Here is a 16,025-nt window from a genome sequence, read left to right as displayed (position 1 = left end):
AACGACAGGGAATTCTTTGATTACGTCTGTAGTGGCATCCGGGATCTCGGCGCGCTCGCGCGCGAAGCCGTCCTGGTGCACGGCGGGAACCTGGAGTGATGGTGCGAGGCACCTTTGTCGAACGGGACTCGGATCCGCACGTCGCCCTGCGCGGCGCATTGCTGGACAGCGGCCGGCGACTTCCCGCGCCGCGCGCGGCGGTGCCCCGGGTGCGGCCCGGCGGCCTCGCCGAGGCATCGGCCGGCCAACTGGCCGCGCACGGGCTGTTCCTGGGCGTCCTGGACACCCCCCTGGACGATGACGGCTTCATCGCCTTCGGCGACGGGCTGGGGGAGTTGATACCGGAGACGGACCCCGCGGTGCGGGCCCACACCGCCCAGCAGGTCCTGCTCAACCTGTCGGCGGTCCACTCCCGGACCGACGACGTGTCCCTGCAGCCCTTCGCGGAGGGCCCGCTGACGCTCCATTCGGAGGGCAGCGGCCGGGCGGTCGCGGAACAGCCCCGGCACATCGCGCTGATGTGCTGCGACCCCGGGCGGCCCGCCGGTCACGCGGACGGCGCCGAGCACACCCCGGCGCAGACCGTGCTGGTGCCCATGGCCGCCGTGCACGAGGCGCTCACCCCGGCCCAACGCGCCCTCCTGCGCGTCACCCGCTACCGCAGCGACCATCCCGTGCCCACCGTGCTGCGCGAGGCGGGCGGCCGGCCCGTCTTCTCCTTCCGCGACTTCGACGCCGCGCCCCTGCACTGGGAGAGCGACACCGACGACGGCACCGCCGCCGAGGTGAACGACGCCTTCCGCGCCCTGCTCGCGGCCATGTACGCGCCGGAGACGGCCGCCGCCGTCCACTGGGCGCGCGGCACCGTCGCCGTCATCGACAACACGTACTTCTTCCACGGCCGCACGGCAGGCACAGCCGTTGTGTCGGCCGCGGCGGACACAACCGCCCAACAGACCGGATCACAGCGCCACTTGAAGCGGCTGCGGATCAGGGCGACCCGGCCCGAGGGGGAGCGGTGACCACGGAAACGGGGCTGTTCTCGGGCATCGTCACCGGCGCGCCCCTCGCACTGCCGGAGGAGGCCGCCCGCAGGGCGAGCACGGTCCCGCGTTCCGCGGGGGTGCTCATGGACCCCTCCCCGGACGACCGCCTGACCGAGATCTTCCGGCGGGCCGCCGACCCCGAGAACCCCATGGAACTCCGCGACCTGTACCTCGGCCGCATGGAGTCCGAGCTCGGCCGGCACAGCACACGGCACGAACTCGCGCGCGGCTGGCGGGAGTCACGGGTGCGCCGCGAGTTCGACACCGACGGGGTGCTCACCTCGCGGGCCACCGTCCGCTTCGTCAAGGAGATGTTCAACTACTACTTCCGCGACGACCTCTACGGCGAGCTGCGGCCCACCGCCGAGGTGATCCTCTCCGGCGGCGCCGTGGACGAGGAGGCGTGGGGGCTGCCCGGCGTCCTCAAGGAGTGCGTCAGCTACGCGCTGCGGCGGGACTGGTACGGCTACTCCGACTCCCGCGGCCGGGAGGCGTCGCGCGAGGCGGTCGCGGCGTACGAGTCGGCACGGCTCGGTGTTCCCGCGTACGGAGCGGCCAACGTCGCCCTGACGATGGGAGCGACCTTCGCCATCAGCAGCCTCGCCGACTTCCTGCTGCCGCGCGGCACCACCACCGCGCCCGCCCTGTGCGCCCTGCCGAACTACCCGCCGCTCGTGGAGTCGGTGGCCCGGCGGACCGACGTACGCCTGGTGCCCCTGCCCGCCCGGGACGGCACGTCGTCGCTGCGGCCGCTGATCGACCAACTGCGCCCGGACACCCCGCTGGTGCTGCTGCAGACCGCGGCGAACCCCACGGGCGCGCTGGTTCCCGAGGAGGAACTCGAGGAACTGATCAAGGCCGCCTCCCCGCGCACGGTCATCGTGCTCGACGAGTGCCACGAGTGGCTCGGCCGCGCCAACGCCCTCTCCGCCCTGCGCGCGGCGCCCCACGTGGTCCGCGTGAGCAGCCTGTCGAAGAACTGGTCCGCGCCCGGCATCAAGGCGGGCTGGATCATCGCCGACAGCGCCTTCGTCGACGAGTACTACGAGTACGCGTCCACGACCTTCGGCGGCCCGCCGTCGTTCTCGTACACCCTGGTCGAGGTGCTGGCGCGCATGGAGCGCTGGCTGGTCACGGGAGTCGAGGAAGCGGGCGCCGAGCACGCCGCGGAGTTCGAGCCGCACTACGGCATCCGGCCGCGCGCCCTCGCCGCCGCGTTCCACGCCTACCGCTCCGACCGGCTGGCCCGGCAGGAGTCCCTGATGACGCTGCGCGACGCCGTGACCGGCGGGCTCGACCTGCCGGGCATCACCGTGATGCCGGCCGAGAACTCCATCAACCTGGCCCTGAGCTTCGACGACTACGAGGACTCCTACCTCTGCTTCCGGGACCTGCTCAGGGAGACCGGTGTGTCCGTCTTCCCCGGCCTGCTGACCTTCTGCCTGTCCGGCGGCTCCGTGCGGATCACCAGCGCCCGCCGCTGGGAGGAGCTCTCCGTCGCGCTCGACCGCCTCGCGGACCGTCAGCACCGCATCCGGCACACCCTCCGTACGACCGCCTCGCAGAGGAAGAAAGCACACCGATGAAAGACGTGACGCAGACAGTCGAGGACCTGGTCACCGGGCAGGCCAAGGCGGGGTCCGCCGCGGCCCCGGCGGACCCCGACACCCCGCTGACCGACCGCGGCGTGGACTCGCTGACGATCGCCGCCCTGATCGTCGACATCGAGCAGGCCTTCGGGGTCCGCTTCCCCGCCGACCTCATCACCGCCGACACCTTCACCTCGGTGCGCACGCTGGCCACGGCCGTCCGCGGGCTCACCGACGTCCCCACGGACGCACTCCCGCCCCGGGACCCCTCATGACGGGCACCGCACCGGCCCACACGGCCGTCCACACGTACCTGGGCATCCCCCCGACGCGGGACATCGGCCGGCACCCCACGGTGCTCGCCGCGCTGACGGCCCGCGTCCACGACATGCCGGACGCGCCCTACCTGACCGCCGTCGCCGACGACGGCACGGAGACCACGCTGACCTTCCGGCTGCTCGACACATGGAGCGCCCGGGTGGCCGGGTGGCTCCGGGACGAGCACGCCGTCGCGCCCGGCGACGTCGTGGCCCTCATGCCCCTCAACGAGCCGGTGTCGATCGCCACGCTCTTCGGCGTCCTGCGCACCGGCGCCGCGTGCCTCCTGCTCAACCCCGACGACCCGGCCGAGCGCGCGCTCCAGCAGAGCGACGGCCAGTCGGCGGTCGCGGTGCTGTGCCCGCCTGCCGTCCTGCGCGAGCGGGATCCCCTGCCGGGCGCCGTCACCGTGCCGGACCCGCACCTGCTGCCGGACGACACGGACACGAGCCGCCTCGCCGAGGTCCTGCCCGATTCCGACGCGCTGTACTTCGGCACGTCGGGTTCCACGGCGGCGTCGAAGATCGTGGCGCAGACCCATCGCAACGCCGCCGCCAACGCCGAGGCGTTCCTGCGCCACCACCGGGTCCGCCCCGGCGAGCGCATCCTGGGCTTCCTGCCGATCCACCACGCGAACGGCGTCCACACGACGCTGCTCTCCCCGCTCTTCTCCGGCGCCCACACCGTGCTGGCCGCCAGGTTCGGCCCCTTCGGGTACCCGGGCCTGATCGAGCGGTTCCGGCCGCGGATCGCCAGCACGGTGCCCAGCGTGCTCAACTCCCTGCTGCAGACCTGGCGCGACCCCGAACTCCCCTCCGACTTCGGGTACTTCCTCACCGCCGCCGCCCCGCTGTCCGCGCAGACGAGCGCCGGGGTGCGGCGCGCCTTCGGCGCCCGGATCGTCCAGGGCTACGGGCTGACCGAGACGACCAACTTCTCCACCACCCTGCCGATCGACCTCTCGGAGGGGGAGTACCGGCGTCTCATGCTCGACACGGACATCCCCTCCATCGGAACCGCCGTGTACGGCAACGAGGTCGCGGTGTTCACCGACTCCGGCGCCCGCGCGGAGCCCGGCGAGACCGGCGAGATCCGGATGCGCGGACACAACGTGATGTCGCGGTACGCGGGGAACCCCGAAGCCACCGAAGAGGCCTTCCTGGACGGCTGGTTCCGCTCAGGGGACCTCGGGTACGAGGTCGCGTCCCCGGAGAGTCCCGGCAACCTCATCGTCATCACCGGACGGACCAAGAACATCGCCAAGGTGCGCGGCGAGGCGGTGTCCCTGGAGGAGATGGAGCGCGTCCTGGTGCGGCTCGACGGCGTCCACGACGCGGCCTGCGTCACCGTCCCCCACAGCGTCGACGGAGAGGCCGTCACCGCGATCGTGGTGGCGCCCCAGGGCTCGGCGGACGAGGTGCACCGGCACCTGAAGGGCGCCTTCTCCGCCAACGCGCTGCCGAGGCGGCTCGTCTTCGCCGACCGGATCCCGCGGACGAGCACCGGGAAGATCATCCGGCGGCGCCTCGCCGACCTGGCGGACCCCGACCGGGGAGAGCGGCCGTGAGCACGGGCGCGCCGCTGCGCCTGCGCAACTCCCTGCACCGCGGTGTCGAGGCGTTCCGCCCGTCGGGGAGCGCCGGGGGCGAGGTGGGTCTCTACAGCTGCGGACCGATCGCCTTCGCCTCACCCCACCTGGGCATCCTGCGCGGCTACGTCTGCGTGGACCTGCTGCGCCGGGCCCTGCGCTGGAAGGGGTTCCCCGTCCGGCACGCCGTGATGATCACCGATGTGGTCCGGGCCCGGGTGCCCGACGACGTCGACCCCGAGCTCCACGTCAAGGAGTTCCACGACGGCCTCGCGGCCCTGAACGTCCTGCCCGCCGACCACTACCCGCGGGCCTCGGAGTACGTCGACGAGATGATCGGCATGGCACGCGAGCTGGAGCGCACCGGTCACGCGTACCGGCTCGGCTCGGGCCTGTACTTCGACACGTCCCGCTCGGCGGGCTACGGAGCCATCGCCCGGATGCACCTGGAGGGCCAGCGCGACGGAGCCAGCGCGGAGAGCGTGCCCGGCAGGCGCAACCCGAGCGACTTCGCGCTGTGGCGGCTGACCGGCCCCGGGGACGACCCGCGGGACACGGCGAGGACCTGGGACTCGCCCTGGGGGCGCGGCCTGCCGGGCAGCCACCTGCCGTGCAGCGCCACGAGCACGGCGCTGCTGGGCGCGCACTTCGACCTCCACACGGGCGGCCGGCACCACCGCGCCCTCCACCACGTCAACGAGATCGCGCAGAGCGAGGCCTGCCTCGCCGACGGACGCCCCTGGGTGGGGCACTGGCTCCACCACGGCGCGCTGACCCACGACGACCGGCCCATGACCCGGGGCACGGCACCCCACGTGGCCGACCTGACGGCAGCGGGCCTGCACCCCATGGCGTTCCGTCTCCTGCTGCTGCGCGGCCACTACCGCCGCGACCTGGCCTACACCCGGGCCGGCGTGGCCGGCGCCCAGGCGACGCTGCGCCGCCTGCTGTCCCGTCGCGGACCCGCGGTTCCCGTGCCGGACGTCGTGACGTACGAGCAGGCCAGGCTGCTGCTGCCGCCCGACGACACGGCCGCGCTCCGCGCGCTGGACCGCATGGACGCCGCCATGTGCGCCGACCTCAACACGGCCCAGGTGCTGACCGAGCTCCAGGAGGCGGTCCGCGCCCCGGACCTCACCGACCGCGGCCTGGGCGTCGTCCTCGCGTCCGCCGACGCCCTCCTCGGACTGCGTCTGACGACGCTCGACCCCGGTGAACTCGCCCTGCGCACCGGTGAACTGCCCCTCGCGCAGCGCCGCGCCGTCGAGGAACTCGTCGCCGCGCGCGCCGCCGCACGCGCCCGCCGGGACTGGCAGCGCGCCGACGCGATCCGCGCACAGCTGTCCCGCATCGGCGTCGCGGTCACCGACGCGGGCGACCGATCCGACTGGACCCTGAGCCGGGGCGTCCCCGCCCCGGCGGAGAGCGAGGCCCGCCCATGACCAGAAAACGCCTGATGATGGTCGCCAGCACCGGGCGGCCGTTCCGCGAGTACATCCTCGCCGACATGAGCGCGGTCGTGGACCTGATCCTGATCGACGACCGGGACCTGTCCTGGCAGCGCCCCTACCTCAGCGGGTTCCACCAGGCCGACCCCTACGACGCGGCCGCCGTCGCCAGGATCGCGCGCGAGGAGGCGCCCGACGGGCTCATCACCTACGACGACGCCCTGGTCGAACCGGTGGCGGACCTGGCCGACGAACTGGGCCTGCCCACCCCCGCGCCCGACGCCGTGCGGCTGTGCAAGGACAAGGCGGGCCTGCGGGCCCACCTCGACGCCGCGGGCCTCGGCCCGGTGCGCCACGCGATCGTGCACGACGAGCAGGAGGCGCTCGCCGCGGCCGAGGACATCGGCTACCCCGTGGTGCTCAAACCCCGCGACCTGGGCGGCAGCATCGGAGTCGTACGGGCCGACGACAAGGACGAACTGCGTGCCGGGTACGCCATGGCGGCCGGCACCCGGGCCCGCTACAGCTATCTCGGCGGGCCGTCCGGGCTCCTGATCGAGGAGTACCTGGACGGGCCGGAGTACGGCGTCGACTGCCTCACCTGGCAGGGCGTCACCCACACCCTGTCCGTGTCGGACAAGGTCCTGGGGCCCGCGCCCTACTTCGAGGAGGTCGGCCACACCGTGCCGGCCGCCCCGCACCCGGACATGGACGACGCCCTGCGCCTGGTCCGGGAGGCGCACCGGGCCGCCGGTCTGGACAACCTGGCCACCCACGCCGAGTTCCGCCTGACCAGCCGGGGCCCGCGCATGATCGAGATCAACGTCCGCCTCGGCGGCGACCGCATCCCCCAGCTCGGCCTGCTGGCCACCGGCGTCGACCTGGCCACGGCCGCGGCCGAGATCGCCGTCGGACGGGAACCGCGGATCGTGCGGGACCGCACCGGGGCGGCCACCATCCACATGATCTGCCCGCCCCACGACATGACGTTCCGCAGGCTGCGCCTCGACGGGGACCCCGGCCGGTTCCCGTGGCTTGAGCGGTTCGAGGCGATCGTGCCGGAGGGCCGAGAGATCCGGCTCCCGCCGAACGGCTTCCGCTCCCGGGTCGGTTACGCGGTGATCACCGGAGCGGACCGGGCGGAGTGCTTCGCCCGCCGCGCCGAGCTCGACGCGGCCGTCGTGGTCGAGGGAGAGGCGCTGTGACCGGCGGCCCCGTCCTCGGGGCCGCAACCCACCGACGTGAATACCGCACAGAACAGAATGGACACGCAATGGCTTCCGGCGCTCTGAAGATCAACCCTGACGACGAGAACGAGGTCCACGACGTCGACCGGTTCGAGGATGCGGGCACCTGCATCGTCACGCCGGTCGCGTCACTGCCGGCCGTCGCGGCGAACGCGCTGGTGCACGCGATGGCGAAGGTCGTCCGGGACGGGCACGCCGCGCAGGCCGCGCTGACCCCCGACGACGACGGCGTGGTCCGGGCCCAGCACTTCGAGGAGGGCCTCGTCTACATGCTGGCCAAACCGGCCGACGGCTACGCGGCGAGCCGTTACTGTATGGACCTCTTCAACGTCGGTGAACGGGGCTCCTGTTCGCGGATGCACTACCACACGGGCGCCCGCATGGTGCGGCTGATCACCGGCGAGGACACCACCATCCGCGTGTCCACGCTCTCGCCCTTCCACTACACGTACGTCGAGGGCGTCACCCCCTTCAAGCTGGACGTCGAGCGCGAGCCGATGCCGGGCAGCACGCGCGAGAGCCACAGCTTCCGGGTACCGGAATCCTCGATCGTGGACATGCAGATACCCCGCGGCACCGCGCACCAGTTCAACGCCTTCGGGGAGAACGCGGTGATCGACACGATCCACCCCGAGGAGACCATCGAGGCGTTCCGGGAGAAGATGTCCGGGCTGCGCATGATGGCGCAGACGGTCTTCCTCTCCGACTCCTTCCCCTCGGTGGAGGACTGCGGCGGTGAAGCACGTCGATGAAGATCGTCGAGTGGTACGGACTGGGTGCCTTCGGGCTGCCGATGGCTTCCCGTTCCGTCGGGTCCGGGTACACGGTCCGCGCGGGCAATGAGCGCGGCCGGGTCGGCGAACTGGTCGCGGGCGGCGGCCTGGAGGCCACGGCCGACGGGCGGGGCACGCCGATCGTGGCCCTGTGCCTGCCGTCCGCCACCGAAGTCCTGGACGTCGTCCGGGGCCTCGGCACCGCGGCCTTCGTCGTGGACTTCTCCTCGCACGATCCCCGGGCGGCGAAGGAAGCGGCCGGACTGCTGGGCGAGCGAGGGATCGGATACGTGGACTGCCCGGTGTCGGGGAGCCCGGAACTCGCCCGCGACGGCCGCCTGACCGGCTACCTGGGCGCCCGCGAAGGGGAACTCGACGAGGACGTGCGCGCGTTCGTCGAGAACATCTGCGGCCACCTCTTCTGGACCGGCGGCATCGGCCAGGGGCAGGCGATGAAGCTGGTCAACCAGATCATCCACCTGGGCAACGTGCTGGTCCTCGGCGAAGGCTTCGAACTCGCACGGCAGACGGGCCTGGCGCCCGCGACGGTCCTGGACGCGCTGGCGGTGTCGTCGGGGGCGAGCCGCATGCTGGAGCGGTTCGGCCGGCAGATGCTGGACGACGTCCATCCGCGCCGGTTCAGCGCACGACTGGCACGGAAGGACATCGGCAACGCGCTGGGCCTCGCGCCCGACCTGCCGGTCGCGTCCCTGGTCCAGGAGCGCCTGGCTGCTCTCGTGGACGCCGGGTACGGCGAGGACAACTTCACCCGGCTCGCGAAGCGGCCGGCGGGCCCCCGCTAGCCGGACCGCCGCGCTTCCCGGCCGCCGCCCCGCGTCCCGGGGCGGCGGCCGGCCTCATCTGCCGGCCCTCCGCTTGTTCCACGCGTCGAAGCCGACCGCCGCCGGCGGCACGAGGCTCTTGATGACCTGCTGGTGCCCGTGCCGACGCCGACCAGGGACATGCCGTTGTCGAGGACGCCGAGGGCCGGGCCGCCGATCACGGTGCCCAGCACCGTGGCGACGCCTCCGTCCGGGAAGGGGGTGAGGGACCACGACGGTCAACACGTCGCGAACAGAAGCCCGTTCGGGCGAATCGAGGAAGGCGCGGGCTTCCCCGACGGGCCCACCGTCGACGCCGAGGGCCGTGTGTGGGTCGCCCTCCGTGCCGGTCACGGTGCGTCAAGTGACGTCACGGCGGGCAGGATTGGGTCCTGTCCCGCCGAGAGAGCCGCCCCACCCGGCGGCCGGGTCTCTCGGCGCGTCCCCGCGGAAGGAGCCGATCATGGCAGGCGACCGGCACGGTCACCCGATGTCGCACACCGGCGCCGAGGCCGTCGGCCACTACGAGCAGGCGCTGGACCACCTGCTGTTCTTCCGCGCCGAAGTGGCCGACGCGTCACGGCAGTTGCTCGCCGCGGCGCCCCGCTCCGTCATGGGCAACGTCCTCGCCGCCCACCTCGGCCTGCTCGGCACGGAGCAGAAGGACGCCGCCGACGCCCGCGACACCTTCGAGCACTTCAAGGAACAGGTGCGCCGCGCGGAGATGACACCGCGCGAGCGCATGCACGTCGCCGCCGCCACCGCCTGGCTGGGCGGCGACATCCACCAGGCGGGCCGCGTGCTCGGCGAGATCACCGTGGAGTACCCGCGCGACGTCCTCGCCCTGGCCGTCGGCCACCAGATCGACTTCTTCACGGGCGACGCCCCGCGGCTGCGCGACCGCGTCGGCGGCACGCTCTCCGCCTGGGACGACGCCGATCCGCACTACGGCCCGCTCCTGGGCATGTACGCCTTCGGCCTGGAGGAGGCCGGTCACTACGACAAGGCCCGCGAGACGGGGTTCGAGGCCGTCGAGCGCCGGCCGCGCGACGTGTGGGCCATCCACGCGGTGGTGCACACCTACGAGATGCAGGGGCAGTTCGCCGACGGCATCCGCTATCTCGACGCCCGCTCCGACGCCTGGGCGACCGGCAACTACCTCAACGTGCACAACTGGTGGCACTACTGCCTCTACGCCCTGGAGGCCGGCGACGTCCCCCGCGTCCTGGAGATCTACGACGCGGCCCTGCACCACGCGGGCTCGACGGGCGCGGCCATGGAACTCCTCGACGCAGCCGCCCTGTTGTGGCGGCTGCACCTGGCGGGACAGGACGTCGGCGAGCGGTGGCAGCGGCTCGCCGACGCCTGGGCCGCCCGTCACGACGGCGCGTACTACGCCTTCAACGACGTGCACGCGGTCATGGCGTACGTCGGCGCGGGCCGCATCGCCGACGCCGAACGCCTGGTGCGTGAGCGCGAGGCGTACGTCGCGCGCGGCGGGCGCGGCCTCTCCAACCGCGCCATGACCGCGGACGTCGGCCTGCCCGTGTGCCGCGCGCTGATCGCCTACGGGCAGGAGCGCCACGATCAGGCCGTGGACCTGCTGCTCCCCGTGCGGCACCGCCTGGGCGCGTACGGCGGGAGCCACGCCCAGCGCGACGCCGTGCACAAGACCCTCCTGGAGGCCGCCCTGCGCGCGGGCCGCCACGAACTGGCCCGCACGCTGTTGAGCGAGCGCATCAATCTGCGCCCGGTCTGCCCCTACAACTGGCTGGCCCAGGCGCGGCTCGCCGACGAGCTGGGGCAGGGCGCCCAGGCCGCCGCGGCCCGCGCCACGGCGGCCGGCCAGGCGGCCGAGGGCGCGGCGGCCCTCAAGGGCTGAGGCGAGCCCCCCGGGCGGGTGCGAGGGCAGGGCTGCCGGGCCGGGCTGGGCAGAGCAGGGCAGGGCTGAGGGAGGCTAACGCTTCAGCTCCCTCAGGTACGTGCCGAACTTCTCCAGGCCGTCGATGTTGCGCGGCCCGCTGATGCCCTCGTTGTAGTCGAGGACGAAGAAGTTGTTCTTCTTGACGGCGGGCAGCTCCCTCGTGTGCGGGGACTTCTTCAGGAACTCGATCTTCTTCTTCGCGGGCTGGTCGCCGTAGTCGAGGATGATGACGACCTCGGGCTCGGCCTTGGTCACGGCCTCCCAGGTCACCTGCGTCCAGCGCTCGTCGAGCCCGTCGAAGACGTTCCGGCCGCCCGCGCTCTTGATGATGTCGTTGGGCGGGACCTGGCTGCCGGCGGTGAACGGCTGGTCCGTGCCGGAGTCGTAGAGGAAGACCGGCACGCGCGCTCCGCTCTTGGGCGCCTTCGCCTCCACGGCCGCCACCCGCTTCTTCAGGCCGCCGATGACCTCCTCGGCCTTCTTCTCGACGCGGAAGATCTTCCCGAGGCGCTCCAGGTCGCTGTAGAGCGCCTTGAACGGCGTGACCTTCTCCGGGTGTCCGGGGTAGTTGAAGCAGCTCTCGGTGTGCATGAAGCTCTGGATGCCGAGCTTGTCCAGGATCTTCGGGGTGATGCCGCGCTGGTCGCTGAAGCCGGAGTTCCAGCCCGCGACGACGAAGTCGGACTTGGCCTCGACGACCAGTTCCTTGTTGAGCAGGTCGTCGCCGAGCATCTTCACCTTGGCGTACTCCGACGCCCAAGGGGACTCGCTCACGGGCGGGTTGGCGGGCGGCATCACGTACCCGTGCACGTGCTCGGTCAGGCCGAGGCTGAACAGCTTGTCGGCGCTGCCGCCCTCGTAGGCGACCGCGCGCCGCGGCACCTTGTACGGCACGTCCTCGCCGCACCGCTTGACGGTGACCGTCGCGGAGGCGGCCTTGTCGTCGCTCCGGCCGACCTCCGCGCCGCAGCCGGCGAGGAGGAGTGTGCCCGCGAGCGCGGAGCCCAGGGCGAGGGATCGTTTGGGGGACATGTCAGTCGGCGCCTTTCGCAGGAGGTGTGAGATCAGAGAGGTGTGAGACCGGAGGGGGTGTGAGGTCAGAGGGAGGAGTCGAGCGCGTACAGCAGCTGCGGATCGCCCGTCAGCGGATGCGTGACGACGCTGGCCCGCACGCCGAACACGTCGGCGACCAGTTCCTCGGTGAGGACCTCCGCGGGCGTGCCCGAGGCGACCAGGCGGCCCCGGCTCAGGACGCCGATGCGGTCGCAGGCGGCCGCCGCGAGGTTGAGGTCGTGCAGGACGACCAGGACGGTGAGCCCGGCGGTCCGCAACCGCGAGAGCAGCGCCACCTGATGGCGTACGTCGAGGTGGTTGGTCGGCTCGTCGAGGACCAGGATCCGCGGCTCCTGGACGAGGGCGCGGGCGAGCAGGACGCGCTGGCGTTCGCCCCCGGAGAGGGTGAGGACGCCGCGCCGGGCGAGGTGCCGGATGCCGAGGCGCTCCATCGCCTCCTCGCACAGCCGCCGTTCGCGGGCGTCCAGCGCCTGGTTGCCCCGCAGATGGGGCGCCCGGCCGAGCGCGACGACCTCCTCCACGGTGAAGTCCAGGTCGACGGAGCCGTCCTGGGTCATCGCGGCGACGAGCCGGGCGGCGTGCCGCGGCGGAAGCCGTGACAGGTCGTCCTCGCCGACGCGGACGGTGCCGCGGGTGGGCCGCAGCGCTCCGTACACGCACTTGAGGGCGGTCGACTTGCCGCTGCCGTTCGGCCCCACCAGGCCCACGACCCGGCCGCTGCCGACGTCGAGCGACAGATCGCGCACCAGGCTGCGCCCGTCGGTGACGTACGAGAGCCCCGTCATGCGGAGTTCCATCTCAACGCCCCCCGAACACATGGCTCTTGCGCCGCATCAGCGCGATGAACACCGGAACGCCGACGAGCGCGGTGATGACGCCCAGCGGCAGCTCGCGCGGCGCGGCGGCCGTCCGGGACAGCAGATCCACCCAGACCATGAAGACCGCGCCGACCAGCGGGGCGAGCGCGAGGACCCGGGCGTGCGTGGCGCCCACGACCATCCGCACCAGGTGCGGCATGACCAGGCCGACGAAGCTGATGGCGCCGCTGACCGCCACCATCGCGCCGGTGATCAGCGAGACCACGACGAGCAGCCGCCTGCGCTGCCGGTCCGGGCTGACGCCCAGGGACGCGGCGGTCTCGTCGCCGAGCGCGAGGACGTCCAGGGCGCGGCCATGGCGGTGCAGGACGACGAGGCCGGTCAGGACGACCGCCGAGACGACGGGCAGGGTGTCCCAGGAGGCCGCGCCGAAGCTGCCCATGGTCCAGTACAGGACCATGGCGGTCGCCTCGCTGTCCGGCGCGAAATAGATGATCACGCTCATCACGGCCTGGAAGCCGAGGGACATGGCCACGCCCGTCAGCACGAGCCGCAGCGGCGACAGGGCGCCCCGGGTCGACGCGGCGACGTACACGAGGAAGGAGGCGACGAGCGCACCCAGGAACGCGCCCGCGGACACCGCGTAGATCCCGAGCGCGGCCAGCCCGCCGGAGACGGTCACGCCGACCGCGCCCACCGAGGCCCCGGACGAGACGCCCAGGACGAAGGGGTCGGCGAGCGCGTTGCGCACCATCGCCTGGATGGCCACGCCGACGGCGCTGAGACCGGCGCCCACCAGCGCGGCGAGGAGCACGCGCGGGGTGCGGATCTGCCAGATGATCTGGTACGTCGTCGTCTCGTCGGCACCGATGCGCCCGCCGGTGAGCGCCGCCCACAGATAGCGGGCGGTCTCGCCCGGCGGGACCACCGCCGCGCCGAGCCCGATCGCCACGACGACGGAGACGAGCAGCAGCACGAAGAGAGCGACGCAGGTCAGGACGAGGGCCCTGGGGGACGCGAGGCGTTCGCGTACGCCGGCGGGGGTGGCCTCTTCGACGGGCTCGGCGGACCCGGCGGGCGCCTCGGCGGTCGCGCTCATGAGGGATCCGCCTGGTCCGGTCCGGCCTTGTCCCGGACCGCCTTGTCCGGTGCCGCCGCTTCCGGTTCCGCGTCGTCCCGTACGGCATCGTCCCGTTCGCCCTCGTCCCGCACCGGCCCCGCCCGCAGCACGAGCACCGCGGCCACCACCGCGCCGACGACGAGCGCGCCGAACACGGCCGCCACGCCCGGGTACCCGGCGAGCCCCAGACCCGCGCCGCCGAGCGCCGCGCCGACGAACACGCCGAGGCTCATGCCGGCGGCGTTGACGCTCAGCGCCGAGCCGCGCAGCCCGGGTCCGCAGCGCCGCACGATGAGGCTCACCACGCAGGCCGCGACGACGGCGTGGCTCGCGGCGTGCAGCGAGGTCAGCGCGAGGGCGAGCGGCAGCCAGTGCGTGAAGTAGAAGCCGACGACGGAGACGAGCGCCGCCAACAGGCCGATGGTGAGCAGCCGTTCGGTCCCGACGCGCGGCTCGTCCGCGTTGGTGAGCCGTCCGGTGAGGAGGTTGCTGACGAAGAACGACGCCCCGCTCAGCGTCCACACGAACGCGAACAGACCGGCGTCCAGGTCGAACCGCTCCTCGTAGAACGCCGCCAGATACGAGAGGTAGCCCATGAACACGGCGGTGCGCAGGAGCGCGATCAGGAGCAGCGGCACGGCACCGCGCACCGCCCCGAGCGCCCTGAACGAGGCGATGTAGCCGAGGCGTTCGCCGGTGCCCGCCGTCCGTGCGCCGCCCGCGTGCCTGCCGCGCGCGACGAACACGGCGGCGAGCAGCAGCGACACGGCGGTCACGGCGAGCAGGTCGCCCTGCCAGCCCCAGAACAGCGCGGGCAGCGCGATGACCGGCGCGGCGAGCATCGCGGTCATGGACTGGACGGCCGTGACCAGCGTCGCCGCGCGCCCGGCCGCCCTGCCCGTGCCGAAGCGGTCGGCGGCCGCGGCGGTCAGCGCCGGATTGAGGACGGCCGTGGCGGCGCCGACGAGCAGGCAGAACACGGCGAGCAGGACGAAGTTGCCGCCGGCGCCGAGCGCGGCCGACGCGCCGAGCGCCACGAGCGCGCCCGCCGCCGCCCACTCCCTGGGCACCCGGTCGATGAGCGGCGCCAGCGCGGTGCCCACCAGGAGGGCGGCCAGGCCGCCGAGCCCGCGCAGCCCGCCCATCGCGGCGACGCCGCTGCCCGCCTCGTCGGCGATGGGCACGAGGTAGGTGCTGAAGACGGTGAAGGGCAGCAGGCCGACCGCCGAGGCGAGCAGCACGGGCCACAGCGCGCGGGCCATCCGCAGGTCGCCCGGCAGGGGCTCCTCGGCCGCGGCGGGCGCGTTGTCCTTGGTGGCGTCGACGCTCACGCGGCGGCTCCGTCGACGGGCGTGGCGGATCCGTCCACGAGCGGCGCGGCCTCGTCGGCGCGCGGGGCGCGGTAGCGGTACATCGGGGTGACGTCGGCGCTGAACTGCGAGAACGTGAACGGCTCCGCGTTCAGGCCGGTGACGCCCGCACCGAGGAAGGCGCGGGCGACGGCGCTGCCGCTCTGGGCGTAGACGGTCAGGGGCACCCCGTGCTCGACGCAGTGCCGCAGGATCAGGTCGAAGGTGCCGTTGCTGAGCGTCATGCCGGTGGCGACCACCGCGTCCGCCCGCGCGAGGACCTCGGTCATGTCGTCGGTGACGGGGTCGCCCCACGCGGTCGTGCGCAGGTTCAGGTCGCAGGGCAGGCAGACGCCGCCCCGCTCCCGTATCGCCGCGACGAGCGGGTTGACCACGCCGATCAGGGCGACCCGCGCGCCGGGCGCGAGGTCCAGCAGGCCGGCGATGGCGGCGTCCCTGGCCTCGGCGCGGACCTCGGGCGTCCCGGCGGGCAGCAGGACGCGCTCGGCGTCGTCGGCGTCGCGGTGCGGGCGCACCCGGGCGAGATAGGCGTCGAGCGCGGCGGTCCGCACGGGCGCCGACTCGTCGCGCAGGAGCTTGTCCAGGGGCTGCCCCGAGGCGTTCTCGCAGAAGTCCGGGGCGAGTTCACCCGCCTCGAACGAGCAGGCGCCGAAGGAGTCGCCGACGCGGAGCAGCAGATAGTGGTTGTGGTACGTGACGTCGCCGCCGGCCAGCCGGGTGGTGTTGTACAGCCAGAACGCGCTGGTGACGGTGAGGCCGGCCGGGTCGGGGCCGTGCGCGCCCGCCAGGACGGCGTCGGTGAGCTCGGCGACGGTGCGGGGTGCGGGATGCGACATGTGGATGCTCTCTTGACGCTTTCTCGAAGGGGTCGGGGCGGTGGGTCAGGGGG

At 73.2% G+C, this 16,025-nt stretch carries 14 protein-coding genes and 1 pseudogene; 9 read left to right on the top strand and 6 right to left on the bottom strand.

The window, feature by feature from the left end; genetic code table 11:
- Positions 1-98: 98 nt before the first annotated feature.
- The 8 genes from AOK22_RS08210 to AOK22_RS08175 all read left to right on the top strand — a co-directional run bounded on the left by AOK22_RS08210 (position 99) and on the right by AOK22_RS08175 (position 8,812).
- Positions 99-1,022, top strand: a complete 924-nt coding sequence (locus AOK22_RS08210; protein ID WP_055697924.1) for a TauD/TfdA family dioxygenase — start codon at positions 99-101, stop codon at positions 1,020-1,022.
- On the top strand, positions 1,019-2,632 hold the full coding sequence (locus tag AOK22_RS08205; RefSeq protein WP_055697923.1) for a pyridoxal phosphate-dependent aminotransferase: 1,614 nt from the start codon (positions 1,019-1,021) through the stop codon (positions 2,630-2,632). The genes AOK22_RS08210 and AOK22_RS08205 overlap by 4 nt, the downstream gene beginning before the upstream one ends.
- A 5-nt stretch (positions 2,633-2,637) precedes the next feature.
- On the top strand, positions 2,638-2,910 hold the full coding sequence (locus AOK22_RS08200; protein ID WP_244164716.1) for an acyl carrier protein: 273 nt from the start codon (positions 2,638-2,640) through the stop codon (positions 2,908-2,910).
- Positions 2,907-4,520 carry a class I adenylate-forming enzyme family protein gene (locus tag AOK22_RS08195; RefSeq protein ID WP_055697921.1) on the top strand — a complete coding sequence of 538 codons (1,614 nt, stop codon included), beginning with the start codon at positions 2,907-2,909 and terminating at the stop codon, positions 4,518-4,520. The genes AOK22_RS08200 and AOK22_RS08195 overlap by 4 nt, the downstream gene beginning before the upstream one ends.
- The gene (locus AOK22_RS08190) at positions 4,517-5,983 is read left to right on the top strand and encodes a CysS/YqeB C-terminal domain-containing protein (RefSeq protein WP_055697920.1); all 1,467 of its coding nucleotides are present in this window, start codon (positions 4,517-4,519) and stop codon (positions 5,981-5,983) included. The genes AOK22_RS08195 and AOK22_RS08190 overlap by 4 nt, the downstream gene beginning before the upstream one ends.
- Positions 5,980-7,194, top strand: a complete 1,215-nt coding sequence (locus tag AOK22_RS08185) for an ATP-grasp domain-containing protein (protein WP_237773286.1) — start codon at positions 5,980-5,982, stop codon at positions 7,192-7,194. The genes AOK22_RS08190 and AOK22_RS08185 overlap by 4 nt, the downstream gene beginning before the upstream one ends.
- A 68-nt stretch (positions 7,195-7,262) precedes the next feature.
- Positions 7,263-7,988 (top strand): hypothetical protein, encoded by a 726-nt coding sequence (locus tag AOK22_RS08180; RefSeq protein WP_055697918.1) that lies wholly within the window; start codon positions 7,263-7,265, stop codon positions 7,986-7,988.
- Entirely contained in the window at positions 7,985-8,812 is an 828-nt protein-coding gene (locus AOK22_RS08175) for an NAD(P)-dependent oxidoreductase (protein WP_055697917.1), read from the top strand. Before AOK22_RS08180 ends, AOK22_RS08175 begins: the two co-directional genes overlap by 4 nt.
- Positions 8,813-8,866: 54 nt before the next feature.
- On the opposite strand, the pseudogene AOK22_RS42565 reads toward AOK22_RS08175, so the two are convergent.
- Positions 8,867-9,039: pseudogene (locus tag AOK22_RS42565) on the bottom strand (sugar ABC transporter permease); the annotation flags it as partial.
- A 254-nt stretch (positions 9,040-9,293) separates the two neighbouring features.
- On the opposite strand from AOK22_RS42565, the gene AOK22_RS08170 reads away from it, so the two are divergent.
- Positions 9,294-10,712, top strand: coding sequence for a tetratricopeptide repeat protein (locus AOK22_RS08170; protein WP_055697916.1), 1,419 nt, complete (start codon positions 9,294-9,296; stop codon positions 10,710-10,712).
- A gap of 75 nt (positions 10,713-10,787) precedes the next feature.
- Here the strand turns inward: AOK22_RS08170 and AOK22_RS08165 are convergent, their stop codons facing one another.
- The 5 genes from AOK22_RS08165 to AOK22_RS08145 all read right to left on the bottom strand — a co-directional run bounded on the left by AOK22_RS08165 (position 10,788) and on the right by AOK22_RS08145 (position 15,972).
- On the bottom strand, positions 10,788-11,786 hold the full coding sequence (locus tag AOK22_RS08165) for an ABC transporter substrate-binding protein (RefSeq protein WP_055697915.1): 999 nt from the start codon (positions 11,784-11,786) through the stop codon (positions 10,788-10,790).
- 65 nt (positions 11,787-11,851) lie between these two features.
- Positions 11,852-12,625 (bottom strand): ABC transporter ATP-binding protein, encoded by a 774-nt coding sequence (locus tag AOK22_RS08160; protein WP_055697914.1) that lies wholly within the window; start codon positions 12,623-12,625, stop codon positions 11,852-11,854.
- A 1-nt stretch (position 12,626) separates the two neighbouring features.
- Positions 12,627-13,745, bottom strand: coding sequence for a FecCD family ABC transporter permease (locus AOK22_RS08155; RefSeq protein ID WP_079036428.1), 1,119 nt, complete (start codon positions 13,743-13,745; stop codon positions 12,627-12,629).
- A complete protein-coding gene (locus tag AOK22_RS08150) occupies positions 13,742-15,097 on the bottom strand; it encodes an MFS transporter (RefSeq protein ID WP_237773285.1) in 1,356 nt (451 codons plus the stop codon). The genes AOK22_RS08155 and AOK22_RS08150 overlap by 4 nt, the downstream gene beginning before the upstream one ends.
- Positions 15,094-15,972, bottom strand: a complete 879-nt coding sequence (locus AOK22_RS08145; RefSeq protein WP_055697913.1) for a Rossmann-like domain-containing protein — start codon at positions 15,970-15,972, stop codon at positions 15,094-15,096. Before AOK22_RS08145 ends, AOK22_RS08150 begins: the two co-directional genes overlap by 4 nt.
- Between the last annotated feature and the right edge of the window lie 53 nt (positions 15,973-16,025).

It is taken from the genome of Streptomyces silaceus, from assembly GCF_001419745.1.
In the GTDB taxonomy this organism is placed as follows: domain Bacteria; phylum Actinomycetota; class Actinomycetes; order Streptomycetales; family Streptomycetaceae; genus Streptomyces; species Streptomyces silaceus.
The sequence above is the reverse complement of the archived record's forward strand: the minus strand, read 5'-3'. Positions and strand labels throughout refer to the sequence as shown.

What these genes read in the sequence shown, in the direction of transcription:
- AOK22_RS08210 (WP_055697924.1), top strand. Translation starts at nt 99, where the DNA reads ATGGTGCGAGGCACCTTTGTCGAACGGGACTCGGATCCGCACGTCGCC.
- AOK22_RS08195 (WP_055697921.1), top strand. Translation starts at nt 2,907, where the DNA reads ATGACGGGCACCGCACCGGCCCACACGGCCGTCCACACGTACCTGGGC.
- AOK22_RS08185 (WP_237773286.1), top strand. Translation starts at nt 5,980, where the DNA reads ATGACCAGAAAACGCCTGATGATGGTCGCCAGCACCGGGCGGCCGTTC.
- AOK22_RS08180 (WP_055697918.1), top strand. Translation starts at nt 7,263, where the DNA reads ATGGCTTCCGGCGCTCTGAAGATCAACCCTGACGACGAGAACGAGGTC.
- AOK22_RS08175 (WP_055697917.1), top strand. Translation starts at nt 7,985, where the DNA reads ATGAAGATCGTCGAGTGGTACGGACTGGGTGCCTTCGGGCTGCCGATG.
- AOK22_RS08170 (WP_055697916.1), top strand. Translation starts at nt 9,294, where the DNA reads ATGGCAGGCGACCGGCACGGTCACCCGATGTCGCACACCGGCGCCGAG.
- AOK22_RS08165 (WP_055697915.1), bottom strand. Translation starts at nt 11,786, where the DNA reads ATGTCCCCCAAACGATCCCTCGCCCTGGGCTCCGCGCTCGCGGGCACA.
- AOK22_RS08160 (WP_055697914.1), bottom strand. Translation starts at nt 12,625, where the DNA reads ATGGAACTCCGCATGACGGGGCTCTCGTACGTCACCGACGGGCGCAGC.
- AOK22_RS08155 (WP_079036428.1), bottom strand. Translation starts at nt 13,745, where the DNA reads ATGAGCGCGACCGCCGAGGCGCCCGCCGGGTCCGCCGAGCCCGTCGAA.
- AOK22_RS08145 (WP_055697913.1), bottom strand. Translation starts at nt 15,972, where the DNA reads ATGTCGCATCCCGCACCCCGCACCGTCGCCGAGCTCACCGACGCCGTC.